General features: G+C 69.8%; 21 protein-coding genes and 5 pseudogenes. 11 read left to right on the forward strand and 15 right to left on the reverse strand.

Annotation, left to right across the window (positions count from 1 at the left end; all coding sequences use genetic code 11):
* Window positions 1-11 precede the first annotated feature (11 nt).
* A complete protein-coding gene (locus AB0912_RS17385) occupies window positions 12-845 on the reverse strand; it encodes an SDR family oxidoreductase (protein WP_366700470.1) in 834 nt (277 codons plus the stop codon).
* A gap of 101 nt (window positions 846-946) precedes the next feature.
* On the opposite strand from AB0912_RS17385, the gene AB0912_RS17390 reads away from it, so the two are divergent.
* Window positions 947-1,762, forward strand: a complete 816-nt coding sequence (locus AB0912_RS17390; protein ID WP_366700472.1) for a helix-turn-helix transcriptional regulator — start codon at window positions 947-949, stop codon at window positions 1,760-1,762.
* Window positions 1,763-1,827: 65 nt separating this feature from the next.
* Here the strand turns inward: AB0912_RS17390 and AB0912_RS17395 are convergent.
* Window positions 1,828-2,378 (reverse strand): annotated as a pseudogene (locus AB0912_RS17395) (3-beta hydroxysteroid dehydrogenase); the annotation flags it as partial.
* Between the two features lie 167 nt (window positions 2,379-2,545).
* Here AB0912_RS17395 and AB0912_RS17400 point away from each other — a divergent pair.
* On the forward strand, window positions 2,546-3,160 hold the full coding sequence (locus tag AB0912_RS17400) for a TetR/AcrR family transcriptional regulator (RefSeq protein ID WP_366700474.1): 615 nt from the start codon (window positions 2,546-2,548) through the stop codon (window positions 3,158-3,160).
* Between the two features lie 25 nt (window positions 3,161-3,185).
* Here AB0912_RS17400 and AB0912_RS17405 read toward each other — a convergent pair whose 3' ends face one another.
* The 8 genes from AB0912_RS17405 to AB0912_RS17440 all read right to left on the reverse strand — a co-directional run bounded on the left by AB0912_RS17405 (window position 3,186) and on the right by AB0912_RS17440 (window position 12,383).
* Window positions 3,186-4,409 (reverse strand): pyridoxal phosphate-dependent aminotransferase, encoded by a 1,224-nt coding sequence (locus tag AB0912_RS17405; RefSeq protein WP_366700476.1) that lies wholly within the window; start codon window positions 4,407-4,409, stop codon window positions 3,186-3,188.
* Window positions 4,406-5,002: an isochorismatase family cysteine hydrolase gene (locus AB0912_RS17410; protein ID WP_366700478.1), complete on the reverse strand. Its 597-nt coding sequence runs from the start codon at window positions 5,000-5,002 to the stop codon at window positions 4,406-4,408. Before AB0912_RS17410 ends, AB0912_RS17405 begins: the two co-directional genes overlap by 4 nt.
* Window positions 5,003-5,004: 2 nt before the next feature.
* Window positions 5,005-6,864, reverse strand: a complete 1,860-nt coding sequence (locus AB0912_RS17415; protein WP_366700480.1) for an FAD/NAD(P)-binding protein — start codon at window positions 6,862-6,864, stop codon at window positions 5,005-5,007.
* A 73-nt stretch (window positions 6,865-6,937) separates the two neighbouring features.
* Window positions 6,938-7,510 (reverse strand): 3-isopropylmalate dehydratase small subunit, encoded by a 573-nt coding sequence (leuD, locus tag AB0912_RS17420; protein ID WP_366700482.1) that lies wholly within the window; start codon window positions 7,508-7,510, stop codon window positions 6,938-6,940.
* Window positions 7,507-8,910, reverse strand: coding sequence for a 3-isopropylmalate dehydratase large subunit (gene leuC, locus AB0912_RS17425; protein ID WP_366700484.1), 1,404 nt, complete (start codon window positions 8,908-8,910; stop codon window positions 7,507-7,509). Before leuC ends, leuD begins: the two co-directional genes overlap by 4 nt.
* A gap of 152 nt (window positions 8,911-9,062) precedes the next feature.
* Window positions 9,063-10,229 carry a pyruvate carboxyltransferase gene (locus AB0912_RS17430; RefSeq protein WP_366700486.1) on the reverse strand — a complete coding sequence of 389 codons (1,167 nt, stop codon included), beginning with the start codon at window positions 10,227-10,229 and terminating at the stop codon, window positions 9,063-9,065.
* Window positions 10,230-10,419: 190 nt separating this feature from the next.
* Window positions 10,420-11,427, reverse strand: a complete 1,008-nt coding sequence (locus AB0912_RS17435) for a TauD/TfdA family dioxygenase (protein ID WP_366700488.1) — start codon at window positions 11,425-11,427, stop codon at window positions 10,420-10,422.
* A gap of 89 nt (window positions 11,428-11,516) precedes the next feature.
* Window positions 11,517-12,383: a methyltransferase domain-containing protein gene (locus AB0912_RS17440; protein WP_366700490.1), complete on the reverse strand. Its 867-nt coding sequence runs from the start codon at window positions 12,381-12,383 to the stop codon at window positions 11,517-11,519.
* Window positions 12,384-12,919: 536 nt separating this feature from the next.
* Between AB0912_RS17440 and AB0912_RS17445 the strand changes: the two are divergent.
* Window positions 12,920-13,480 (forward strand): annotated as a pseudogene (locus AB0912_RS17445) (transposase family protein); the annotation flags it as partial.
* Window positions 13,481-13,850: 370 nt separating this feature from the next.
* Here the strand turns inward: AB0912_RS17445 and AB0912_RS17450 are convergent.
* Window positions 13,851-14,436 (reverse strand): annotated as a pseudogene (locus tag AB0912_RS17450) (transposase family protein).
* Window positions 14,437-14,554: 118 nt separating this feature from the next.
* Window positions 14,555-15,745, reverse strand: coding sequence for an acyl-CoA dehydrogenase family protein (locus tag AB0912_RS17455; protein ID WP_366700492.1), 1,191 nt, complete (start codon window positions 15,743-15,745; stop codon window positions 14,555-14,557).
* A 360-nt stretch (window positions 15,746-16,105) separates the two neighbouring features.
* On the opposite strand from AB0912_RS17455, the gene AB0912_RS17460 reads away from it, so the two are divergent.
* Complete coding sequence (locus AB0912_RS17460) at window positions 16,106-16,690, forward strand: histidine phosphatase family protein (protein WP_366700495.1); 585 nt, start codon at window positions 16,106-16,108, stop codon at window positions 16,688-16,690.
* A 118-nt stretch (window positions 16,691-16,808) separates the two neighbouring features.
* Here the strand turns inward: AB0912_RS17460 and AB0912_RS17465 are convergent, their stop codons facing one another.
* Window positions 16,809-17,183, reverse strand: coding sequence for a four-helix bundle copper-binding protein (locus AB0912_RS17465; RefSeq protein ID WP_366700497.1), 375 nt, complete (start codon window positions 17,181-17,183; stop codon window positions 16,809-16,811).
* A 51-nt stretch (window positions 17,184-17,234) separates the two neighbouring features.
* On the reverse strand, window positions 17,235-17,627 hold the full coding sequence (locus AB0912_RS17470) for a nuclear transport factor 2 family protein (protein ID WP_366700499.1): 393 nt from the start codon (window positions 17,625-17,627) through the stop codon (window positions 17,235-17,237).
* An 81-nt stretch (window positions 17,628-17,708) separates the two neighbouring features.
* Here AB0912_RS17470 and AB0912_RS17475 point away from each other — a divergent pair, with 81 nt between their 5' ends.
* Complete coding sequence (locus AB0912_RS17475) at window positions 17,709-18,272, forward strand: PadR family transcriptional regulator (protein ID WP_366700501.1); 564 nt, start codon at window positions 17,709-17,711, stop codon at window positions 18,270-18,272.
* A 371-nt stretch (window positions 18,273-18,643) separates the two neighbouring features.
* A complete protein-coding gene (locus tag AB0912_RS17480; RefSeq protein WP_366700503.1) occupies window positions 18,644-19,339 on the forward strand; it encodes a type 1 glutamine amidotransferase domain-containing protein in 696 nt (231 codons plus the stop codon).
* Between the two features lie 124 nt (window positions 19,340-19,463).
* Here AB0912_RS17480 and iolB read toward each other — a convergent pair whose 3' ends face one another.
* Entirely contained in the window at window positions 19,464-20,342 is an 879-nt protein-coding gene (iolB, locus tag AB0912_RS17485; RefSeq protein ID WP_366700573.1) for a 5-deoxy-glucuronate isomerase, read from the reverse strand.
* 276 nt (window positions 20,343-20,618) lie between these two features.
* Here iolB and AB0912_RS17490 point away from each other — a divergent pair.
* The 5 genes and pseudogenes from AB0912_RS17490 to dhaK form a co-directional block, all read left to right on the forward strand.
* Window positions 20,619-20,981, forward strand: a pseudogene (locus AB0912_RS17490) (ABC transporter permease); the annotation flags it as partial.
* An 8-nt stretch (window positions 20,982-20,989) separates the two neighbouring features.
* Window positions 20,990-21,934: pseudogene (locus AB0912_RS17495) on the forward strand (ATP-binding cassette domain-containing protein).
* A 122-nt stretch (window positions 21,935-22,056) separates the two neighbouring features.
* Window positions 22,057-22,629, forward strand: a complete 573-nt coding sequence (locus tag AB0912_RS17500; protein WP_366700505.1) for a TetR/AcrR family transcriptional regulator — start codon at window positions 22,057-22,059, stop codon at window positions 22,627-22,629.
* A 200-nt stretch (window positions 22,630-22,829) separates the two neighbouring features.
* Window positions 22,830-24,011, forward strand: coding sequence for an acyl-CoA dehydrogenase family protein (locus AB0912_RS17505; RefSeq protein ID WP_366700507.1), 1,182 nt, complete (start codon window positions 22,830-22,832; stop codon window positions 24,009-24,011).
* Window positions 24,012-24,331: 320 nt separating this feature from the next.
* Window positions 24,332-25,324 (forward strand): dihydroxyacetone kinase subunit DhaK, encoded by a 993-nt coding sequence (gene dhaK, locus AB0912_RS17510; protein ID WP_366700509.1) that lies wholly within the window; start codon window positions 24,332-24,334, stop codon window positions 25,322-25,324.
* Window positions 25,325-25,352: the final 28 nt, after the last annotated feature.

Genomic DNA, 25,352 nt, shown 5'->3' on the forward strand with positions numbered 1-25,352 from the left:
GTGGGGGGTGGTCAGGCGTCCGCGTCGGTCTCGGCGGCACTCGCCTGCTGGGGCTCGATCTGGGCGAGGCGCTTGCGCAGCGCGGCGGTGGCCCCCTGGTAGCAGTCGCTGCCCAGCACCAGCCGCAGCGGGGCGGGTTCCCGCGACGCGCTGTCGATGATCTTGGCGGCGACCTTGACCGGATCGCCGGGCACCGGGACGGCGATGTCCTTGAAGACGCGCACGGCAGCGGCCGGGGTGTTGTCGTAGGCGGCCAGCGGTTCGCTCAGCCGCAGGCTGCTGCCGGTGAACGAGGTGCGCGCACCACCGGGCTCGACCAGGGTCACCTCGATGCCGAACGGGGCGACCTCGTCGGCGAGCGCCTCCATGAACCCTTCGACGCCCCACTTGCCCGCGTGGTAGAGCGAGGCGCCGGGGTGGGCGGCGAGGCCCGCGACGGAGGACAGCTGGATGATCCGGCCGCGGCCCTGGGCGCGCAGGTGCGGCAGCACGGCTCGCGCGGTCTGGATCGAGCCGAGCAGGTTGGTGGTGATCTGGTGGACCACCTGCTCGTCGGTGAACTCCTCGGCGGCGCCGAAGAGGCCGTATCCCGCGTTGATCACGACGACGTCGATATGGCCCAGGTCGGCGAAGGCCGCGTCGACGACCTCCCGTACGCGGGCCAGGTCGGTGACGTCGAGGTGCCCGAGCCAGAACCGCTCCCCGTACGCGGCCCGCAGGTCGTCGACCGAACCTTCCCTGCGTACGGTCCCGGCCACGCGGTCGCCGCGCGCGAGCAGTTGCTCGGCCAGTTCCCGGCCGAACCCGCTGTTGACCCCCGTGATGAACCATGTCCGTGTCGTCATACCGTCACCTTCACCGGTGCGAAGGAGGGGTTCCAGTTCCCGCTGTTCCTGGTAGTGACAGGGACACCCGCTCCTGATTGCGGCCGCATATGCTGAAGGACGTGGACAACGCTCTCGGAGATTTTCTGCGAGCCCGGCGCGAACTCATCACCCCGGCCGAGGCGGGCCTGCCGGCCGGTCACGGGATACGCCGGGTGCCGGGGCTGCGCCGTGAGGAAGTGGCCATGCTGGCGGGCATCAGCGTCGAGTACTACCTGCGTCTGGAGCAGGGCCGCGACCGCAACCCCTCCGCCCAGGTCGTCCACGCGCTGGCCGGTGTGCTCCAGCTCGACGCCGAGGGCACGGCTTATCTGATGTCGCTGACCGGCCGCCGGACGCGCGGCCGGCCGGACCCCGGGGACGAGCGCGTCCCCGCGAACCTCCTCCTGCTGCTGGACACGCTGAACGTGCCCGCCCTGGTGTTCAACAAGTACAGCGACGTGCTGGCCGCCAACCGTCTGGCCCGCGCGCTGTCGCCGGAGCTGAAGCCCGGGACGAATCGCCTGCGGGTGCTCTTCACCGAGCGGGCGGCGCGCGAGTACCGCGACGACTGGCAGCGGTACACGGCCACCGCCGTGGCCCACCTCCGCGCCCAGATCGGCACCGAGACCGACGACGAGCGCCTGCACGCCCTGATCGGCGAACTCTCCCTCAAGAGCGAACGGTTCCGCCGTCTGTGGGCCCGCCACGACGTCCGCACCGCGCAGGAGACCACCTTCCGCATACGGCATCCACGGGTCGGCCCGCTGGAACTGCTGGTCGAGAAGTTCCAGGTGGCCGGCCCCCAGCAGTTCGAGGCCCTGCTGCTCCACGCGGCCCCGGACTCCCCGACGGCCGAGGCGCTGTCCCTGCTGGCGACGCTGGCGGCTTCGGACTGACGACGGGTACACCTGGTGCCCCCCGCTGACGGGGCGGTCGTCTCGGTGCCCCGCCCCCGGCGCGGTCAGGGCTGGATGTTTTCCAGGTCCGCAAGGAGGCTGGGATGGGTCGGCTGCCACCCGAGGGCAGCACGGGTGTGCTCGCTGGAGGCGGGCTGATCCATGGCGAAGATCGGGCCGAACGGGCCGAAGTTCTCCTCTGGCACCGCCTCGACCGGCAGGTTCAGTCGCCGGCCGATGACGGCCGCGATGTCCCGCATCGCGTCCCCCTCGTCGGCGACTGCCTGCCAGGCCGTCCCGGCCGGCGCGGACTCGAGGGCCAGGCGGAACAGGACCGCCGCGTCGCGCGCGTGCACGGCCGGCCAGCGCTGGGTTCCGTCACCGGGGTAACCGGCCACGCCGGTGCGGCGCACCTGCTCGGTCAGCAGGCCGGCGAATCCGCCCTGGCCGTTGTTGTGGACCGTGCGCGGCATGCGGACGGCCGTGCTGCGCGGCCCCTGCGACGCGAGATCAAGCAGCGCCGTGACCGAACGGCCCCGACCGCCCACCGGTCCGTCGGTCGGTACCGGGTCGGCCTCGGTGGAGGTGCGCTCCGGCACCCAGGGGTCCCGGAGACGACCCTCGCGGACCGAGCCCGTCCCGGCGGCCCCGACACCCGCCTCACGGCGGCATCCGCAGGAGTGAACGCCGGGGCCAAACCGGTGCCGCATCCGGTGCCGCATCGGCCAAGCAGAGTAAACGGACTATACCCCGTATCGCTCGATGGCTGTTAGGATCACCGCCATGAACGGGATATCGGTCAGCTGGGGACCACCTCGGCCGGAACGGGCGGACGCCGCGCGAAACCGCGCGCATCTCCTGGCAACCGCTCGTCTCATGCTGGACGAGTCCGGTCCCGATCAGCTCACGATGGACGCGCTGGCCGAGCGGTCGGGCCTGGGCAAAGGCACCGTGTTCCGGCGCTTCGGCACCCGGGCGGGAATCTTCCGTGCGCTGCTCGACGAGATCGAGCGGGATCTACAGGAGCGGGTGCTGTCCGGCCCGCCGCCACTCGGCCCCGGCGCGCCGCCGGTCGACCGCCTGATCGCCTACGGCCGGGCCCGGGTGCGCCTGCTGATCGAGAACACGGAGATCGCGAGATTCGCGCTCGACGGCCGGCAGCCCATCCCCAGCAGCGCTCAGACGCCCGGGTCCCAGATGCATATCCGGATGCTCCTGCGGCAGTTGAACCTCGACGGCGCGGACCTCGACCTGCTCGCGACCCAGCTCACCGCCGCGCTCGACGGGCCCCTTCTGCTGTACCTGTCCGCCGACACGCTGACCAATGCGGGCCCGCAGATCGAACAGAGCCTGGGCTCGGCCTGGCAGTTCCTGGTCGAACGGGTCTGCAGGCCCTGACCACCCACCACAGGCAGCACTTTCCTCAGCGGGCCGCGGGGCTTACCGCTGCCGCCGCCTGTGTCAACTCCCTTCCCGCCAGCGCCGTGCCGAGCCGCTCGATCGCCGTCGCCAGCGTTTCCGGGGATGCGGCGAACGACAGACGAACGTGTTGGCCGACAGTGGGACCGAAGGCGCTGCCCGGTGTGACCAGTACACCGGCGTGTTCCAGTAGCCAGGCACCGCACTCCCGCGCCGAGCCGAAGCCGAGCCGGGAGATGTCCGGCAGGACGTAGAAGGCTCCCTCCGGGTCGGCACATGCGATGCCGGACATCTTGTTGAGCGCGTCGACCACGTACCGTCGCCGGCCGTCGTAGCTCGCCACCATTTCCCGCACAGCGACCTGGGACTCGTCGGTGAAAGCGGCGAGCGCGCCCCGCTGGACGAAGGAGGCGGCGCAGCCGACGGTGTGTTCCTGCACTTTCACCACCTCACGCATGACGGCGGCCGGCCCCGCCACATAGCCGAGCCGCCAGCCCGTCATAGCGTGGCTCTTGGAGAAGCCGTTGACGGTGATGGTCCGGCCGGTACCGCCGGGCCATGCCGCCAGGCTGACGTGACTCCGGCCGCCGTATCGGATGTGCTCGTAGATCTCGTCCGCGAGGATGGACAGGTCGTACGCGCGGGCAACGCGGGTGACGGCGTCGGCCTCGGCGGGGCTGAGCATCCGGCCCGTCGGGTTGTTCGGCGAGTTGACCAGGATCGCCCTGGTGCGCGGGGTGACCGCGGCGGTGAGTTGTTCCTCGGTGATCGTGAATTGATCACTCGGGTCGAGCGGGACGTCGACCGGACGCCCTCCGAGCAGGGTGATCATCGGGGCGTAGCTGACCCATGCGGGAGAGGGGACCAGGACCTCGTCCCCGGGTGCGATGACCCCGGCGAGGGCGATGAACATCCCGTGCTTGGCTGAGGGGGTGACGACGATGTCCGTTTCCGGGTCCGCGGTGATGCCGTTCTCCGCGAGCAGCTTGGCCGCGATGGCATCGCGTAGTTCCGGCAGTCCTCGGCTCGGCGTGTAGTGCGTGAAGCCGGCCTCCAGCGCTTCGACGGCCGGTCGCACAATGTGAGCGGGAGTGGGGAAGTCGGGCTCACCCCCGCTCAGATTGAACACCTGGACACCGCGGGCCTTCTGCCGTTGGGCCTCGTCGAGCAGGGCGACGGTCGGTGACCGCCCGAGGGACGTCGCGATCGGAGCGGGCCGAGGCTTCATGCCGCGTCCGGGAGGGAGGGCGGAAGTGACGCGTCGACGCTGCTGATCACCGCGGTGCGGGCCAGCAGGAGCAGTGCGGCGTCCTGCAGTGCGGAATCGCTCGTCGCTGTCGCCTCTTCCAGGATCTCCACCGCGAAGCCCAGGTCATGGGCTTCCCTCGAGGCCATGAGCACGACCAGGTCGGTGGCGACGCCCGCCAGGAGTAGCGTGTCGGTCTTCCTCGCGCGCAGCAGGAGTTCGAGGTTCGTTCCGTGGAACGGGCTCACCCGCTGTTTGACGACGACGTCCTCGCCGGGCTTGGGGGCCAGCCGCTCGTGTACCTGTGTGCCCCAGGAGCCGAGGGTGAACCGCCGCTCGGGGTCGGGCGGCCCGAAGAGGATGGACCGCGAAGGCCAGTCCTCGTAGTGGCCGCTGTAGCCGAGCACGACATATATGACGGGAATGTCCAGAGAGCGGGCGCGGGCGATGGCGGTCGCCGTGTGGTCGATCACGCGGCGCCGGGCAACCTGGTCGCGGCAGACGTGCGCGTAATGCCCGTCGGGATGGACGAGTTCGTTGATCATGTCGAGGACAAGCAGTGCCGGACGGGGCATGGTCAGGTTCCGATCGTCAGGGGTTGACGCTTGGGCTGTTCAGCGGGCCTCAGCATGTGACGGGCCACGTCGTCCGCGTCACGCATGAATTCGCTCCATCCGGTGGGACCGGTGGCGACGACCTGGGTGAAGTAGCGCGAGTGCTCGGCAGGGATGCCCAGCACGTACAGGCCGCGTTCTGGCTGTCCGTTCACGCCTACGGGGTGGAACGGAGAGCGGGTCACCTCGATGCCGCCGGTGTGGAACGTTCCGCCGTTGACGAACTCACGCCAGAGCCCGCGGCGCAGCAGCATCCGGGACAGCGGGGAGGTGTCGGCGGTGATCTCCGGAGGAGGGATCCGGGCGTCGATGATGGTGTCGACCGTCTCGGACGCGCCCGGCACGTGTGGAGAGGAAACGCGGAACGTCCCGGTGGCCGCGTCGGCCGTGTACCGCGTCCGGGGGCCGACCACGCGGAGGATGCCCGCCCTGATCAGGGCTGTTGTCTGACGCAGTCGGATCAGCGGCGGTCCGGCGGCCAGGAAGGCACTGCGCGGTGCGTACCAGCCGACGAGACCCGACCGGTGCGATTCCGGTTCCAGGCCGCCGAAGTCGGTGAGCTCCCGGATGACCCCGCGCAGGCTTCGCAGTACATCGAGGGCGGCCTTGACCGGGGAGTCCACGTTGCCGCGTTCAGCCTCGGACAGGTCGGCGTCCAGGGCGGACACGAGTTCTCTTTCGAAGGCGGCCTGGCTGGTGAACGCCCGATGGGCGAATGGGAGGGCGAGGGCGTCGAAGTCGAGGCCGGCCCGATCGGTCAGGCCGAATTCGGCCGCGCACTCCGTCAGTACGGAAAGACGCGTGCCGTCCGCCGCCCGGATCCGAGCGGTGAACTCGTCTGCGCGAGCGGGTCCGAAGCGTTCGCGCAGGATGGCGGCGAGGTGGACGAAGTCGACCTCCGCCATCAGCCGGGGCAGCAGGTGCCGGTGGAAGTCGAGTTGGCCGGTGCCCGCGTCACGGCGGACAAGTGCCTCCGTGAAGAAGACGGGCTGGTACTGGAAGGCCGCCGGCTTCTGGTTGCGGCCGCGGCTCGGTTGGGGGAATCCGCTGCGCGAGCCGGCGTAGAGCAGTGGTTCTCTCCCACTGGCGGAGTAGCGCAGGTTCCGCGGTGCTCCGTGGAACGTCCCTCCGCGTCCGACAGTGAGTGCGGCCACGACGTCGTAGAAGGTCAGGCCCATTCCGATGACGCCGACCTTGCCGCGAGGGGCGATGTCGGACAGCGGCATGTCCGCGGCCGAGTCGCCGGGAATGAACAGCAGATCAGCGTGCGTGTCTGCGAAGCGCTGTAACTCCAGCAGAGGCCCGGCAAGGCGCGGATGACCGTGGCCGGTGACGATGGCCGCCTGGTCGACGTGGATCTCCGCCCCGTCATGCAGGGTGAGGCGGTACCCGCCGTCCGCTTCCTTGTGGAGGTCGTCCACCCGCGCGGTGAGGCCGTGCAGCAAGGCCGACGGCGGCAGCGCCTCTTCGATGCGGGCGAGGAGGAAAAGCAGGTAGCGACCGTAGAGGCTGCGCGGGGCGTAGTCGTTGGCGTGTGTTCGGCCCGGGTCGGCCAGGTCCCACCATTGCGCGAACGAGGGGCCGGCTCCGGGCCGGGGCGGGCCGGAGTCCGGTGGTCCGGAGAAGGCGGTGATCTCGCCTGCCACCGTGTTCATGAGGAACCAGTCAGGCTGATCCGTACGCCACACTCGCCCGCAGCCGACCTGCACGGAGTCGATGAGGTAGATCTCGACCGGCTCGATTGTGGCCGTCATCCGGGCGGCGAGCCGCTCCAGAACGCTCATCGCCCGTGGGCCACCGCCTATGATCCCGATCCTGGTCATCTCGCCGGCCTCCGGCCCGTCATCGCGCACGCCGGGGAGAGGCGGGGACGTTCCGCGAGGCTCTTCGGGGAATTCATCGTGCGGTCCTTCTCGACTCGAATGCTTCTATGGCGGCGACGTGGACGAGCGTCTCGGTGATCTGGTCGCCCGGTTCGATCAGACGGCGGAGCAACGGCTCGTCGATGCGGAACTGGCGTTCCGAGGCTCCGAAGGCGAGGCGCCGTGCGGCCAAATCGACCCTGACGGGAAGCCATGGATCCGCCTCGACCTCGCCCCACAGATGTTCGATGACGTCCTGGTCGACCTCGATCGTCCAGAGCCCGCGGGTCGTGGCGTTGGCCCGGAAGATGTCGCCGAAGCCGCCGGCGATGACCACATCGAAGTTGGCGCTCCGCAGGGCCCAGACGGCGGACTCTCGCGACGACCCGGTTCCGAAATCGCGGCCTGCGACGAGAACCGTCGCCCCTTGGTATTCAGGCCGGTTGAGTACGAACTCGGGATCTGTGCGCCAGTCCGCGAACAGCATGTTCGCGTAGCCGTGCGGCCGGAAGTAGGGCACGAACCGTGCCGGGGAGAGCTGGTCGGTGTCGATGTTGTCGCGCCGCAGAGGAACGGCGGTCCCGATGTGGACGGGCGTCTCGGTCATAGTTCGTCCGGTGCGGTGATGCGGCCGGTGACGGCGGTGGCGGCGGCGACCTGCGGGGAGACGAGGTGGGTTCGCGACTGCTTGCCCTGGCGTCCCTCGAAGTTGCGGTTGCTGGTGGATGCGGCTCGTTCGCCGGGCGCGAGGCGGTCTTCGTTGAGCCCACAGCACATCGAACAGCCGGCCCCCGTGCGGAAGTCGGCACCAGCGGCACCGAACACCTGGTCCAGGCCCTCTGCCACGGCCTGGCGCCGGACTGCCGCGGAACCCGGGACGATCAGCATGCGGACGCCTTCGGCGACCTTGCGGCCGGCCAGGACGGATGCGGCTTCGCGGAGGTCCTCGATCCGTCCGTTGGTGCACGAGCCGACGAAGACCGTGTTCACTTCGATGTCACGCATCGACTGGCCCGGCCGCAGATCCATATATTCCAGGGCTCGTTGGGCCGACGCCCACTCCTGCTCCGTGGCGAAGTCCGCTTTGGCGGGAACGCGGGCGTCGAGCGGGAGATTTTGCGCGGGGTTGGTTCCCCACGAGACCCGGGAGCGGACCCTTGACGCGTCGAGGGAGACGATGTCGTCGAACCGCGCGTCCTCGTCACTTCTCATCTCGCGCCACCGGGGATCGGCGTCCGCCAGGTGTGCGTCGGCCCCCGAAGCCTGCGCCCGCGCGCGGAGGTAGTCGACGGTGATGTCGTCCACGCCGATCAGTCCCGCCCGCGAGCCGGCCTCGATACTCATGTTGCAGAGCGTCATCCTCGCTTCCATGGACAAGCCACGGACGGCTTCACCTCGATACTCGATGACGGCGCCCTGGCCGCCACCCGTGCCGATCTGAGCGATCAGCGTGAGCGCCAGGTCCTTGGCAGTCGCGCCGTCCGGCAGCGCACCGGAAACCTCGACGGCCAGATCCCTCGGCCGGTGGAGGGGAAGGGTCTGCGTGGCGAGGACATGCTCGACGTGGCCCGTGCCGATTCCGAAGGCCAGCACGCCGAGGGCGCCCAGGGTCGACGTGTGTGAATCGCAGCAGACGATCGTCATACCCGGCCGGGCCAGGCCGAGTTCGGGCACGATGACATGCACGATTCCCTGGTCGGCATCGCCCAGACGATGCAACTGGATGCCGAATTCGGCGCAGTTGGCGCGGATGAGCCGGCGCTGCCGCATGCCCGCCAGGTCCTCCAGCGCGTCGTCTCTGGTGGGTGTGTTGTGGTCCTCCACGGCCAGGGTGAGATCCGGGCGGCGGACGGTCCGTCCCGAGGCCCGGAGGTCGTCGAAGGCGCGAGGGGTGTTGACCTCGTGCAGCACGTGCAGGTCGATATAGAGCAGATCGTCGCCGTGTTCGAGAGGGCGCACCACATGGTCCGACCAGATCTTCTCGGCGAGGGTCCGCGCTGACGCCACCGGGCCTGTGCGGCTCGTTGACTGCGACACGTAGTGCCTCCCTTTTCGTTGCACGGCGCCCAACGACCGGGCGGCCTGCAGGGCGGGCGAACGGCCCGGTACCCGGCAGGCCACTCCATGGCCATCAGCGCGTGCGGTGGTCGTCGGTTCGCTCAGTGGGAAATCAGGTCGGCTTCCAGGCGCCGGCGGAGCACCGAGAGGTCCTCGCAGTCGCTCTCGACACGTTCCGCGATGTACACGCGGTAGATCTCGTCCACCGTGTCCGTGTCGACCGGCAGGCCCAGTTCGGCGAGCAGGTGCCGGAGCACCGCCCGGCCGGAGTGCCTGCTGATCAGCAGGGTGCGTTCCCTGCCGAAGCGAGCGGGTTCGACATATTCGTACGTTGCCGGGTTGCGTAGCATGCCCGCCTGGTGAATGCCCGCCGCCGTACCGAAGGCGTACTTGCCGAAGATGGCCTTGTTGCGGGGTTCTTCCAAGCGGATGATTTCACGGAGACGGTTGTAAACGGCGAAGATGGCGGTGACATCGACGTCGGTGAACAGGCCCAGTTGGTCGCTCTTGTAGGCGAGGAGTGCGCAGATCTCCTCCAGTGCGGTGTTACCGGCTCGCTCGCCGATTCCTCCTACGGTGACCTGGACGTCGTCGGCCCCCGCCTGCAGTCCGGCGATGGCGTTCGCGGTCGCGAGGCCGAAGTCGTTGTGGCAGTGGAGGCCGATGCGCACCGGGGCAGGCGCCCACGTGCGGATCTTGGCGATCAGCTCGCCGAACTCCTCAGGGGTCGCGCACCCGGACGTATCGGCGACCGGGATGTAGCGGGCTCCGGCCTCTGCCACCCGTTCGGTGAGTTGTCGGAGGTAGTCGACGTCTCCGCGGGTGGCGTCCTCGATCCCCACCGACACGGTCTCCACTCCGAGCGAGGTGGCGAACTTGGCGGCGTCCACCGCGTCGTCGATGGCCTGCTGCCGGGTAATGCCGAGTTTGTGCCGAAGGTGGACGTCACTGCCGGTGCCCAGGATCTGCAGGACGTGACGTCGGCTTCCCGCGGCTTGGACCGCGGTTTCGACGTCGTCCCTGCGTGCCCGTGCCAGGGTCGACACCTGCGCCCGGGTGAGCGCGTCCGAGACCATCCGGGTCGCTTCGAAGTCGCTGGGCGAGGAGGCGGGAAATCCCGCCTCGATGACATCCACGTTGACGGCTTCGAGGCGTAGCGCCAGTTCCAGCTTGTCAGCGGCGGACATGGCGTTTCCGGGAGCCTGTTCGCCGTCGCGCAGCGTCGTGTCGAAGATGCCGATACGGCGCGGGGTCCGATTGCTGCTCATTGAGTACTCCATCGGTGGAGGAAGAAGGGTGCGGCGAAGCAAGGGGTGGGCGACACTCCCCCACGAAAGTCCGCCGGAGGTACGGGAGTTCGCCGGCGTCATGGGATTCCGCGGGACTCGTCGCGGAGTGGCGTCGCGAGCGGTACTTCGCCGAGCGGGGTGCGTGGTGGCCGCCGAAAGGGGATGGCCGTCAGTCGCCGACTCTGCCGGGGACCCCGTCGATCCACGCGTCGCGGTGGGCGTCGGCCGAAGCCTGGTCGGCGAACGCGTAGGTCTTGAGCAGCCACCGGCCGAGTGCCTTCTGGGCGTCGCTGATCTCGATCTGCTCGCGGTTGTGGAGGCCGTTCTGGTTGGCGAACGTGAGCACGTCGCCCTCTTTCATCCGGTGCCGTTCCTTGGGAACCCGGGTGAGCGCGTTCTTCAGCGCCAGCAGGGCGTCCTTGGCCTCGACCGGCGCGTCCGCCGCGGTCGTGGTGTGCGTGTCGAGGTAGCGCAATGCTGACCGGCCGCTGAGGATCGGGTGCGCGGACACGCTGTCGAGAGCGGCGTTCACGTCTTTGGAGACGACGTCGAACGGCGTGACGTAGTAGGGCTTTCGCAGCACCTGTCGCGTCTGCGGCGACAGTTCGGCGACCAGTCGACGCCCGGAGACGAAGCCGGTGTAGACCAGGTCGTGGTCCGGGCACCGCATTCCCAGGAGCGTGATGTAGTCGGCGCGGACGGGATGAGCCGTGCGGTCGTTATGGAAGACCACCTCGCCGCCGTTGTATCCGGTCTGCATTCCCAGGTACTTGTTGATCGCGATGACGTCGATGAAGAAGTCGCCACCGAACCGGTTCGCGTAGGACAACAGGGGCGTCCTGGTGATCTGGCCCAGGAGTTCCAGGAAGCCCTCTCCCACGAACGTGGTTTTTCTCTTCTTCTTCTCCGCGGAGGGGTCGTCGTTGCCGACATCCGGAAGGTCTTCATCAACAGGGCAGTTGCTCAGGACGTGTGCCTCCGCGACGCCTCCGGATCGGTCGCTTCGGATCTTCTCAGCGGCCCGCATCAGCCGGGCGGGGACACCGCCGTCGGCTATCAGCCCGGAAACGAGATTTCTGAAGGACGGGTAATCGTCGTAAGGGCTGGCATCGATGTTCTTCAGCTTCTCGGCCAGTTGGGATCTTTCCGAATCCGTCAGGGCAAGTAAGGCGTCCAACTTCCGATCCTCATTCCTTCGGTGGGAAGGCGCCGGCGAACCGTGCGCGATGGCTCGACCTCGGCGAAACCTTCGGGGCGGACGCCGATTCAGGCGGCGGGACGGACACCGACACCGGTGTACATCGGCCATGAGTAGGCCCACACGTTCGGGTCCCGCGTCGCCTTGCGCAAGGTCTCGAGCGCGGCGAGGTCCACACCCCGCGCGAGCAGCCCGTCTTCGAGCTGGCGGCTGATACACGCGTACAGCAGCATGGCCGCCTCGCCACCGGCCCAGAGCCGGTTGAACACCTGCGTGGTGATGTCGCCGAGTCCGGCGGCGCGCATCGCCGCGGGGATGCGCCGCGCCCAGACGGGATCCATTCCGGTGCTCACGCCGATGCCGGTCAGCGCACCCTGGAAGGCGACGAATGCCTCGGAGACACCTGGCGGAGCCGCCGTGAGCATTTCGTCGTAGTGGCTGGCGTCGCAGTCGGAAACAACCAGCGTGCCACCGGGCTTGAGAGCGGCCGCGGCCCTCATCATCACTTCTTCGCGCTGCGGCAGGTGCATGAACAGCAGCCGGGCGTGGATCAGGTCGAATCGCTCCCGACCGAAGTCGGTCGCGGCGATGTCCCCGGTGACCACCGTGATGCGTTCGTGCGGCCTCACGTGCTGAGGCTTCTCGTCGATGACGGTGACGTGACCGGCCGGTCCGAGCTGATCGGCCAGGAAGGCGGAGATGGTTCCGGCCCCAGGGCCGAGGTCGAGGCACTGCCAGTCGTCGGCCACGCCCAGGTTCTCCAGAACCGCGGTGGTGTGACCGTCGAACGCCTCGGCCAGCAGCCGGACCTGCTCGGCCGCCTCGACCGTGTCGTTGTCGAACAAGTAGGCGCCCGTACCGCTGACTTCGGGCGTTATGGATGCGTCGGTGCTGACGCCTAAGCGGGTGCGCTCGGCGGGTGTGATGCCGGCCATGAGGACTCCTAAGGGGGTCAGTGATAACAGGAACAACGAGCCTGCGGGGTACGGGCAGGGGAGCGACCAGCCCGTCGGACAGAGCGCCCGACGGGGACACGGCAACGCCCGATCCCTATACGGACTTTACCCCGCTTCGTAAGTGAGACTATACCCCGCTTATGTGTGTCGGCAAGGTGCCATCTGTCCGCAATGGGCAGGAGTGGGCAGGGTGAACTGGCCACACTGCGCGACTGATTGGGCGGGAGACGGACAACGCCCCACGGCACACACCTTGCGGCAGGACGGCTCCGAAACGACGCTGTGTGCGACGTGGGCCGGCTACGACACGGCCACACCGCTCTTCGAGTACCACGGTTGGGCTCTGCTCTTCGGCGCCTTCAACCAACTCGACTGTCGACGCGTGGGGTTGGCGCGTCGACAGGAAGGAGAAGCCTCGATTCCCCGTTCCGCACGATCTCCGTGCGGAACGTCAACGAGCCCGGAAACCTAGGGACTCCCCCGTAACGGCTGACCACAAGTGAAATGATCTCGATGTGACTGGTGCGATTACGGCATTGGAGCCGTCTTGGACAGGCCCGTTCACCGGCTTGAGCTTGCGCTGTTTCCGAACGTTGGTCACCGCGCGCGCCGCGAAGGAGCTGATGCCGTGCCTCGGGGCCGGCCGGGGAGCCTGTCGCTGAAAGACCGGGTGCTACTGGTCACGACTTACTGGCACACGAACTTGACGATGCGCCAACTGGCTCCGCTGTTCGGGATCTCGAAGTCCGGGGTTGACCGGCTCATCGATCAGGTTGACCTCCCTTCTCACGCTGACTTGCCCCGACTTCGCTTCGGGCCAAGGACACCCTGCTCATCGTGGACGGCACCCTGGTTCCCACCCGCGACCACGCGGCGGCCGAACAGTCCGAGAGCTACCGGTACTCCACCAACCACCAGGTCGCCATTGATGGCGACACCCGCCTCGTCGTCCCAGTCGGCCGACCCCTGCCGGGCAACCGCAATAACTGCAAGACATTGGGGAGAATCCGGTGTGAAGGCGGGCCGTCGGCAAGACCATCACCGAAGGCGGGTATCCCGGCACTGGTGTCGTCATATCTTCGTCCGCCTTGGTATGGGTGGCTCGGATCCTCCAGCGACCGGCGGGCAGTGCAACCGGGCCGCCGCCCTCAGCTCGTCCTCGCAGTCAGCCGCAAGCCCCCGCAGGAAGGCCCGATACTCGGGCAGAAGACAGCTGGTCGCCGGATCGTCGCCAATACCAGTGCCTGCGCACCGCCCTGGTCAACGGTGATCAGACCGGCCAGATCGTCCACCGAGCGGACAAGGTCGTAGTCGTCCGGCGCGGTGGCGACTGGCACTAGGGAAAGCAGCCAAAGTCTGCGGCACCTGTAGCTACGGGACAGCGCTTGAAGCGTGTTGCAGAAGGTCGTGTCTCGGCAGGGCGGGGCCGGTTCCGGGCTGGCCTGGTCACGCTGCCGGGGCGAGGTTGTGCATGTGGGCGACGGCCTGGACCGCGTGATGGAGGCCGGTGCCGCGTTGCCGGCAGTCACGCAGGATCTTGTAGTGCTTCATGCGAGCGAAGGCGTGTTCGATGCGGGCCCGGATCTTGCGGTGTTCGGCGGTGTCCCTTTCCTTGCCCTCCGGCAGGGTTCTGCCGGGGCGTTTGCGGTGCGGGACGACGAGCGCGGTGTTGATGTAGGCGCCGTCAGCCAGTACTGACACGCCCTCGCAAACGGCGACCAGGCCCGAACCCCGCCAGGCCTTGGCGTTAGCGGTGTTGCCCGGCATCGGCCGGGCCCCCGCGATCACCAGCTTGGTTTCAGCGTCGATGATGACCTGAACGTCCGCCGAGAATCGGTGATTGCGTGAGGACGCTCCGCTCTTGCGTCGCGGACCGGGATCAAGGTTCCGTCCACGATCCCACAACCGGTCCATCGCCTCGGCCGGACGTGCCGCCGGCTCGATCGCGAGCAGCGAGCGCAGCCGCTGGATGACCCGGCTCACCGGCGCCGGTGAGCAGCCGAACAGCGGCGCGAGCTGCCCCATGCCGCATCCGCAGACCCGTGAACGTCTCCACCCACAACAGCTCAGCCCTCAACACCCCACCCCTGCAGGGAAAAGGCCCGGATCGGAGCCCTCTGCAACACCCTTTAGCCTGAAACGGCCGCCGGCTAGCGCCGCACCCGGGGCATTCCCAGGCCGATCCAGGCGATGATCTCCCGCTGGATCTCGTTGTTGCCGCCGCCGAAGGTGAAGATCACCGCGGATCGGTAGCCGCGTTCGAGTTCGCCGTGCAGGACGGCGCCCGCGGAGCCTTCCTTGAGGACGCCGGGCGCGGCGACGATCTCCATGAGCGCGGCGTAGGCGTCCCGGCGGGCCTCGGAGCCGTAGACCTTGACGGCGGAGGCGTCCTGCGGGGTGAGGGTGCCTTCCTGGACGGCGTTCACCATCCGCCAGTTCATCAGTTTCATGGCGTCGAGGCGGGTGTGCGTGCGGGCGAGGCTCCGGCGGACCCAGGGGAGGTCGACGACGCGGCGGCCGTCGTCGAGTTTGGTCTCCATGGCCCAGCGCTGGACGTCGTGCAGGGCGCGGATGGCCATGGTGCCGTGGGCGGCGAGGGTGACGCGTTCGTGGTTGAGCTGGTTGGTGATCAGCCGCCAGCCCTTGTTCTCCCGGCCGACCCGGTGGGTGGCGGGGACGCGGATGTTCTCGTAGTAGCTCGCGGTGGTGTCGTGCGAGGCGAGCGTGTTGATGAGGGTGCAGGAGTAGCCGGGGTCGCTGGTCGGGACGAGGAGCATGGTGATGCCCTTGTGGGGCGGGGCGTCGGGGTCGGTGCGGACCGCGAGCCACACCCAGTCGGCGGTGTCGCCGTTGGTGGTCCAGATCTTCTGGCCGTTCACGGTGTAGTGGCCGGTCTCCTCGTCGCCCTCCCGGACCGCCTTGGTCTTCAGGGCGGCGAGGTCGGTTCCGGCGTCCGGTTCGCTGTAGCCGATGGCGAAGTCGATCTCTCCGGAGAGGATCTTCGGCAGGAAGTGGGCCTTCTGCTCGTCGGTGCCGAACTGCATGATCGTGGGGCCGACGGTGTTGAGGGCCATCAGCGGCAGCGGTACGCCCGCCTGAGCGGCCTCGTCGAAGAAGATGAACTGTTCCATCGGGCTCAGGCCGCGACCGCCGTACTCCTCGGGCCAGCCGACGCCGAGCCAGCCGTCGGTGCCGAGCCGTCGGACGGTCGCGCGGTAGAAGCGCTTCTGGGCCGCCGGGTCGCCGTAGCGCGCGTAGGCGTTGTCCGGCACCAACTCGGCGAAGTAGTCCCGCAGTTCGGTCCGCAACCGCTGCTGCTCCGGCGTGTATTCGAGATGCACGGCGCCTCCCTTGCCTTCCCGACAGGATCTGGCCCGACCTGACGGCGCACACCGTAGAACGTGTTCCAGAAATTGGGAATGGCGATGACGCGGGGAGGTGGTTCGGGACGCGCCGGGAGGGTGCGTGACGGGGTTGGGGCCGGGGGACTTAGGGTGACGCGACGGGGGCGGCCGGGCCGGCTGGCGGTCGGTGAACGGTGGTCGGTGGACGGTGGTCGACGCTTGGCCGACTGGCCGACGGTGGTCAGTGCTCGGCGCCTGGCCGACTGACGGACGGTGGTCGGCGGCCGGCGCGGTAACGCCCCTGCCGGACAGGGGCCCTTGTGATCGCGGGCCACGACGACACATGAGAGTGATGGCATGACGAGCCGAGTGACGCTGGTCTCAGCGGCGGTCAGTGAGGCGCTGCGCGAGGCCCGCTTCGACGACGGGAGTCCGGTGGACGCCTCCGGTCTGCGGGCCGTCCGGGCCGCCGCCGACGCGGGCGCGGTGCCGCGCGGCGACCGGGTGTGGCTCTCCCCCACCGTGCGCTGCCGGCAGACCGCGCAGGGGCTCGGCCTGGACGGCGCCACGGAGGTGCCGGAGCTGGCCGGTCTGCAGGTGGGCCGCTGGCGCGGGTCCACGCTGGGCGAGGTGAGCGCGGCGGAGCCGGAGGCGGTCGCGCGCTGGCTCGCCGACCCGCTGTCCGCGCCGCACGGCGGAGACTCGGTGCGGGAGTTCTGCGACCGGGTCGCCGGCTGCCTGGACTCGGCCGCCGAACTCGGCGGCAGACTCGTCGCGGTGGTGGAACCCGAGGTCGTACGGGCCCTGGTGGTACGGGCGTTGGGGGCGCCGGAGTCGGCGTTCTGGCGGCTCGACGTCCCTCCGCTCACCGCCACGGAGTTCAGCGGACGCGCGGGACGCTGGAACGTGCGCGCGGGACGGCCGTTGGAGGGGCGGGCCTGAGCGGACGCGGGCCGGAGTTCATCGGACGCGGGCCGGCGTTCCGCGCGAGGCTACGAGCAAGCCGGCACCGACCGGCACCGACCGGCACCGACCGGCACCGAGTGGGCGCTCCCCGGGTTCAGCGGAGCGTGGCCAGGAAGTCGGCGCAGGCCTGGGCGCACTCACGGCAGGTCTTGGCCGAGCCCTCCGCGCCGGGGAAGGTGTCGAAGACGTCCGCGCACTCCAGGCAGACGGCCCGGCACCACTCCAACTGGGCCCGCATCTCGCTCTCGTCCGGTCCGCTCTGCCGGGACAGCAGGTGGCAGGTCGCCTCGCAGACCTCCGCGCACAGCACGCCCTTGCGGCGTACCAGGTCCTGTTCCTCGGGCCCGTCGGGATTCATGAGGCTCGCGCGCAGCGCGCAGGCCCGGGCGCATTCGCTGCACGCCTGGGCGCAGGCGAAGCGGTCCTCCAGGAAGCGGAAGAGTTCCTGCTGGGATGTCGTAGAAGTCACAACAACCAGGTAGCCGCGCGGAGTCGGTTCAAACGGCGCCAGAGCCGGGGCTCACGCGCCCGCCGCCTCCCGGGAGATCTGCTCGAACTCCGCGCCCATCGCCGCGGCGAGCGCCTGCGCCGCCGACAACGGGCGGACCATGACGGTGAGTTCGTCGATCAGGCCGTCCTCGTCGAAGTGCAGGAAGTCGCAGCCGTTGATCTCCTTGTCGCCCACCTTGGCGGTGAACACGAGCGCGTGGTCGCGGCCGTCGGCTCCGGCGATCTCACGGAGGTAGCGGAAGTCGCTGAAGACGCGCCAGACACCCCGGAGGATGGCCGCGGTGATCGGCTTGCCCGGGTAGGGCTTGAAGGCGACGGGGCTGGTGAACACGACATCGTCGGCGAGGAGTTCCTCGACCGCGGTGAGATCCCCGGCCTCCACGGCCTTGCGGAACGCGTTCATCGCGCCCACCTCCATACTCAACTAATTGATTAGGTGCGGATCAGATTAGTCGCGCCTGTGCGTGCCGTCTAGCCTGGGGGGATGGCATTGCGACACGCGGTTCTGGCCGCGCTCCTGGAGGGCGAGGCGTCGGGGTACGACCTGGCCAAGGGTTTCGACGCGTCGGTGGCCAACTTCTGGATGGCGACCCCGCAGCAGCTCTACCGGGAGCTGGACCGCATGGAGTCCGAGGGGCTCATCGAAGCCCGGCTGGTGCGCCAGGAACGCCGGCCCAACAAACGGGTGTTCTCCCTGACGGCGGCGGGGCTCGACACCCTGGCCGCGTTCACCGCCGCCCCCGCCCGCCCGACGGCCCTGCGCGACGAGCTGATGGTGAAGGTGTACGCGCTCGACGAGGGTGACGCCGACGCCGTGCGCGCGGCGATCGCCGAGCGGCTGGAGGGGGCGCGGGCCAAGCTGGCGCACTACGACCGGATCGGCGCACGCCTGCTCGACGGGCGGACCGAGGAGGAGTACCTCGCCACCGCCGGGCGCGTCGGCCCGTATCTCACCCTGCTGGGCGGACGCGCCTTCGAGCAGGCGAACATCGCCTGGGCGGAGCGGGCGCTGCTCGTACTGGAGCGTCGGGCGGCCGTACCGCGCTAGCGCGTCGGCCCGCACAGGCATCACCTCGCGTCCGGCGGCACAGGCAGCACCTCGCGTCCGGCGGCACGGGCAGCATCCCGTGTCCGGGGCCGCGGGCAGCCCCTCAGGCGCCCCTCACGCCCTCTCCCCCGCTCCCCGCCGGCCTCCCGCTCCCGAGCCCCCGTCGACCCCCGGCTTCCCGGGCCCCACCGTTGGTCTCCCGCCTCCCGCGCGCCTACGGTCGAGAGGGCAACCGCTTCGGACGGCCCGGCGATCCGTGTGCGGATCACCTGGATGGGCACCCGTAGCCCCGCGTGGACCCCGACCGCGAGGACCGCGAGGACCGCGAAGACCCCGGGGCCACCTGATCCGCACGCCTGGAAGGACGCACCATGTCGACAATCCTTTTCGTGATGACCGGCGCCGACCACTGGACACTCGCCGACGGCACCCGCCACCCCACCGGGTTCTGGGCCGAGGAGGCGGCGGCCCCCTACGAGGCGTTCAAGGCGGCCGGACACGACGTGGTCGTGGCCACGCCGGACGGTGTCGAGCCGCCGATGGACCAGGGGAGCCTGGCGCCGGAGTTCAACGGCGGTCAGGAGGGCGCCGACCGGGTCGCGCGCACCGTCGCGTCCATGGCCGAGCTGAAGAAGCCGGTCAAGCTGTCGGGCGTGGACCTCGCCGGCTACGACGCCGTGTTCTACCCGGGCGGCCACGGCCCGATGGAGGACCTGTCGGTCGACACCGACTCGGGCAGGCTGCTCACCGCGGCGCTGGAGTCGGGCAAGCCGCTCGGTGTCGTCTGCCACGCCCCGGCGGCCCTGCTGGCGGCGACCCGGGAGGACGGTTCCAACGCGTTCGCGGGTTACCGGGTCACGGCCTTCACCAACGCCGAGGAGACGCAGGCCGGGCTCGCGGACAAGGCGACGTGGCTGCTCCAGGACCGCCTGGTCGAAGCGGGCGTCGACTTCCAGGAGGGCGAGGCGTGGGCCCCGAAGGTCGTCGTCGACCGCAACCTCGTGACCGGCCAGAACCCGGCCTCCGCCGCCCCGCTCGCCACGGAACTGCTGAAGAAGCTGGGCTGAGCGCTGGGGGCTGGGGCCCGGTGGACCGATTGGCCGGTTGGCCGGTTGGCCGCTTGGCCGGTTGGCCGGTTGGCCGGTTGGCCGGTTGGCCGGTCACTTGGAATCGCTCTCGCGGGCGTGCCCGTCAGGGGCTCTGGGGGGCGGTGTAGAGGGGCAGGCGCGGGTCGACGGGCTGTTCGGGCCAGGTGGAGCGGATCCAGGCGTGGTCGGGGTGGTCGCGGATCAGCCAGGCGCGGTCCGGACCCGGGCCCGCCATGACGTTGAGGTAGTACATGTGGTGGCCCGGCGCGGCCATCGAGGGGCCGTGCCAGCCGTCCGGGATGAGGACGACGTCGCCGTCACGGACCTCGGCGAGGACGTCGGTGCCGGTGCCCTGGCCGGAGGGCGAGACACGCTGGTAGCCGAGGCCGGGGGTGTCCCCGTGGGCGGCGAACTCGAAGTAGTAGATCTCCTCCAGCTCGGATTCCTCGCCGGGCCGGTGCTCGTCGTGCTTGTGCGGCGGGTACGAGGACCAGTTGCCGCCGGGGGTGATCACCTCGACGGCGATGAGCCGGTCGCAGTCGAAGACGTCCGCCGCGCCGAAGTTGTTGACCTGCCGCGAACAGGAACCCGTCCCGCGCAGCTCGACCGGAACGGCGGTGGCGGGAACGTACCGGGCGGGCAGCCGGCGGGCACAACGGGCGCCGGCGAGCGCGAACCGGCCGCCGTCGCGTGAGGAGATCGCGACCTCGGCGTCTCGGGGGGCGTACGCGAAGTCGGTCACGCCCTCGAACACGCCGGTCCGTCCGGTCAGCGGGAAGGTCTCGCCGTCGACGGTGACGGCGCAGCCGCCCGCGAGCGGCAGCACGATCCACTCGCTGTCGCCGGTCCCGAACGCGTGCCTGCCGCCGGGCGGCAGCTCCAGCACCCGCAGGGCCGAGTGCTCCCAGCCGGCCGAGGCGGGCGAGACGTCGACGGCGTAGGCGCCGGTGCGGGACTTCCCGGCGGGCAGATGGTACGTGATGGTCATCCAGGGGCTCCTGTACGAATGCACGAAGGGGTGGGGCGACGCCGTACGGGGGGCGACGCCGGTGCGGAGGTGATGCCGGTGCGGGGGCGACGCCACGTGGGACGCGACGCCGGTGCGGGTGTGGCGCCAGGGATACCCGTACCCGTTTTCGCGAGAGGGCACGAGGGCAGCACCCATCCTTGTACGGACATCCGGACCTGTGCCTGAAATGATGTCTTAACAAAGTCTTGACATCCGGGTGTGACAGGGACTTGTATCCCGTGCCAGGCCAGCGCCCGGGCGGTCGGCGTCCCGGTCACCTTCACCAAGATCACGCTGTTCATGGCGGTCGGCTTCGGCGCCTGGTTCGTCGGCATGCACCAGTTGTTCTCCTTCAACACCGTGCAGTCCGGCGAGGGCGTGGGCCAGGAGCTGATCTACATCGCGGCGGCGGTGATCGGCGGCTGTCTGCTCACCGGCGGTTACGGTTCCGCGATCGGCCCGGTCTTCGGCGCCTTCATGTTCGGCATGGTCAACCAGGGCATCGTGTACGCGGGTTGGAACCCCGACTGGTTCAAGGCCTTCCTCGGCGTGATGCTGCTCGGCGCCACGCTCGTCAATCTGCTGGTGCGCCGCACGGCGGCCCGGAGGTGAAGCGCGCCATGTCAGCAGACGGACCCGCGACCGCGGACGCTCCCCTCACCGACGCCTCTCCCGCGAAGGACACCGGCCCGATCGTCGAACTGCGCGGCGCCGGAAAGTCGTACGGCAACATCCGTGCGCTGCACGGGGTTTCGCTGACCGTCCACCCCGGCCGGGTGGCGTGCGTCCTCGGGGACAACGGCGCCGGCAAGTCCACCCTCATAAAGATCGTCTCGGGGCTGCACCAGCACAGCGAGGGCGAGTTCCTCGTGGACGGCGAGGCGGTGCGCTTCAACACCCCGCGCGACGCGCTGGCGAAGGGCATCGCCACCGTCTACCAGGACCTGGCGACGGTGCCGTTGATGCCGGTGTGGCGGAACTTCTTCCTCGGCTCGGAACTGACGAAGGGACCCTGGCCCGTTCGCCGGCTCGACATCGCGCGGATGAAGCGGACCGCGGACGAGGAGCTGCGCGGCATGGGCATCGCCCTGGACGATCTCGACCAGCCGGTCGGCACGCTCTCCGGCGGCCAGCGCCAGTCCGTGGCGATCGCGCGGGCGGTGCACTTCGGCGCGCGCGTCCTCATCCTGGACGAACCGACCGCCGCGCTCGGTGTCAAACAGTCCGGCGTCGTCCTGAAGCACATCGCCGCCGCCCGGGACCGGGGCCTCGGCGTCATCTTCATCACCCACAACCCGCACCACGCCTATATGGTCGGCGACCACTTCAGCGTGCTCCGGCTCGGCACCCTCGAACTCGGCGCCGACCGCGACGACGTGACCCTGGAGGAACTCACCACGCACATGGCGGGTGGAGACTAACTCGCCGCGCTCAAAAACGAGTTGGCGCAGGTGCGGGGAGTCGACGTGCAAGGGCTCCCCGAGCCGGACACCCTCGGCCCGCCGGACCCCGCATCCGCCCCCGCGCCGGGCGACGCACCGGCGTCCGCCGAGGGCCCGCCCTGAGGGGCAGCCCTGAGGGGCAGCCCGCCTCTCGACGCGGGCGATACGCGGACCACGCCCGGCCTCCCTCCGCACCCCTCCCGGGGCGACGGTCGCCGCCGCGGAGGAGCGGTTACGCTGAGATCATGCCGTCCACTCGCCGCACAGCGCGCCAGACCGACCTGCTCGAACGGCTTGTCGCGCTGCTGGTGGCGGAGGGGTTCGCGGCCTTCACGCTGGACGAGCTGACCGAGCGGCTGCGCTGCTCGAAGACCACGCTGTACCAGCTAGCGGGCAGCAAGCAGGAGTTGGTGCGCGAGGCGGTGAAGCACTACTTCCGTGAGGCCGCGCAGTCCGTCGAGAAGCAGGTCGCCGACACCTCCGCCCCCTCCGAGCGCGTGGTCGTCTACCTGAACGCGGTCGCACAGCAGCTCAGGCCGCTGTCCCGGCGGTTCCTGGACGACATGGCCGGATTCGAACCGGCCCGTGAGGTGTACGAGGCCAATACGCGTCTCGCCGCGGCCAGGATCAGGCAGCTCATCGCGGACGGCGTCACCGCGGGTGCCTTCCGTGACGTCCACGCCGCGTTCGTCGGCGAGGTCGTCGCGGCCACCATGCAGGAGATCCAGCGCGGCGAGGTGGCCGCGCGCACGGGGCTGAGCGACGCCGAGGCGTACGCCGAACTGGCGTCCCTCATCGTGCACGCCGTCTCCCCCTGAATCCCCTCCCCCTGAAAACCCCCGCGTCCCCCTGAGAACCCCCGCGCCCACCCCCCTGCCTCCCTCCCTTACCTCCGGGACTCGGCACCCGGCACGGAGGTGGCGTCGACCCGTGGCCGAGCGGTACCAAAAACGATACTCTTGTATCGCCTGGCGTATCAAAATCCCGCAGCGCGGGACCGCACCCCCGAGGACGCCCCATGCCCGCGACCCGCACGCTCCCCGCACCGGAAGCCGTCGACCTGATCGCCCTGACGCGTGAGCTGGCCGAGAAGGAGCTGGCACCGCGCGTCGCCGAGGCGGAGGCCGAGGGCCGCTTCCCCCGCGATGTCTTCCGCACTCTCGGACGGGCCGGGCTGCTCAGCCTGCCGTACCCCGAGGAGTACGGCGGCGGCGACCAGCCCTACGAGGTCTACCTCCAGGTCCTTGAGGAGATCGCCGCCGTGTGGGCGAGCGTCGCGGTCGGCGTCTCCGTGCACGCGCTGTCCTGCTACGCGCTGGCCGAGTTCGGCACCGAGGAGCAGAAGAAGGAGTGGCTGCCGGACATGCTCGGCGGCGAGCTGCTCGGCGCGTACTGCCTGTCCGAGGCGCACGCCGGTTCCGACCCGGCTGCGATGCGTACCCGGGCCGTCCGCGACGGTGACGACTACGTCCTCAACGGCGCCAAGGCCTGGACCACGCACGGCGGCCACGCCGACTTCTACACGGTCATGGCGCGCACCTCGGACGCCGGTTCGCACGCCATCTCCTGCTTCCTGGTACCGGCCGACACACCGGGTCTGGTGGCCGACCCGCCGGAGCAGAAGATGGGCCTGACCGGGTCCGCGACCGCCACCGTCCGTTTCGAGAACGCCCGTGTGCCCGTCGCCCGCCGGCTCGGCGAGGAGGGCGAGGGCCTGCGGATCGCCTTCGCCGGCCTCGACTGCGGGCGGCTCGGCATCGCCGCCGTGGCCACCGGCCTGTCCCAGGGCGCGCTGGACCACGCCCTGCGCTACTCACGCGAGCGGGAGACCTTCGGCCGGCCCATCATCGAGCACCAGGGCCTCGCCTTCGTCCTCGCCGACATGGCCGCCGCCGTCCAGGCCTCCCGGGCGACCACGCTGGCCGCCGGCCGCCTGAAGGACGAGGGCCTGCCCTTCCAGTCCGAGGCGTCGATCGCCAAGCTCATCGCGACGGACAACGCCATGAAGGTCACCACCGACGCGGTCCAGGTGCTGGGCGGCGCGGGCTACACGCGGGACTTCCCGGTCGAGCGCTACATGCGCGAGGCCAAGGTCATGCAGATCTTCGAAGGAACCAACCAGATCCAGCGCCTGATCATCGGCCGCGGCCTGCGCGAGAGCGAGCGCGGCACCCTCCAGGTGCGGAACGCGACCAAGTAGCCGGGCGCGTAACGGATCGGTGGCGCACGGGACCGGAGGCGCACTGGACCGGAGGCATGCAGGACCCGGCGTACAGGACCGGTGGCATACGAGACCGGTGGCGTACGGAATCGGCGTGGGTGGACGACGGGGGGAAACCCGTGCGCCCGAGGTCGTCCGCGCACGTGACCGTCGCCGTCCGAGCGCCGATACTGCCGGGGGTGAGCTCCTCGCACCGCCCTTCCGCGCGCCGGCGTCGCGGTCGCCGACCGACGGAACCGCCCACAACGTGGGCATTATGGGACAAGGAGCCCAGCGACTCTTCTCACCAGGAGGTTCCCATGAAGATGCTCATCAACGTGGCGGAGACGGTGGTCGCGGACGCGCTGCGGGGCATGGCCGCCGCCCATCCCGAGCTGACGGTGGACGTCGAGAACCGCGTGATCGTACGCCGGGACGCCCCGGTCGCGGGAAAGGTGGGCCTGGTCTCCGGCGGCGGGTCGGGGCACGAGCCGCTGCACGGGGGATTCGTGGGACCCGGCATGCTGTCCGCGGCCTGTCCCGGCGAGGTCTTCACCTCACCGGTGCCGGACCAGATGCTGCGGGCGGCGGCGGCCGTGAACAGCGGCGCCGGCGTGCTGTTCATCGTGAAGAACTACACCGGTGACGTGCTGAACTTCGACATGGCGGCCGAGCTGGCCGAGGACGAGGGCATCCAGATCGCCAAGGTCCTCGTCAACGACGACGTGGCCGTCACGGACAGCCTGTACACGGCGGGCCGGCGCGGTACGGGCGCGACCCTGTTCGTCGAGAAGATCGCGGGCGCCGCCGCCGACGAGGGCGCGCCCCTCGACCGCGTCCAGGCGCTGGCCACCCAGGTCAACGAGAACTCCCGTAGTTTCGGCGTCGCCCTGAGCGCGTGCAGCACTCCGGCCAAGGGCAGCCCGACCTTCGATCTGCCGCCCGGGGAACTGGAGCTGGGGGTCGGCATCCACGGCGAGCCGGGACGGGAGCGGCGCGCGATGATGACCTCGCGCGAGATCGCCGACTTCTCCGTGCAGGCGATCCTGGACGACCTCACACCGCGCAACCCCGTCCTGGTCCTGGTGAACGGCATGGGCGCCACTCCCCTGCTGGAGCTGTACGGCTTCAACGCGGAGGTCCAGCGCGCCCTGACCGAACGCGGGGTCGCGGTGGCCCGCACGCTGGTCGGCAACTACGTCACCTCGCTGGACATGGCCGGCGCCTCGGTGACCCTGTGCCAGGTGGACGAGGAACTGCTGCGGCTGTGGGACGCGCCGGTGAAGACGCCGGGGCTGCGCTGGGGCGTGTGAACCCGGTCAACAGGAAGCCGGCCGCGGC

The organism is Streptomyces sp. NPDC007084, assembly GCF_040703595.1.
GTDB lineage: Bacteria > Actinomycetota > Actinomycetes > Streptomycetales > Streptomycetaceae > Streptomyces.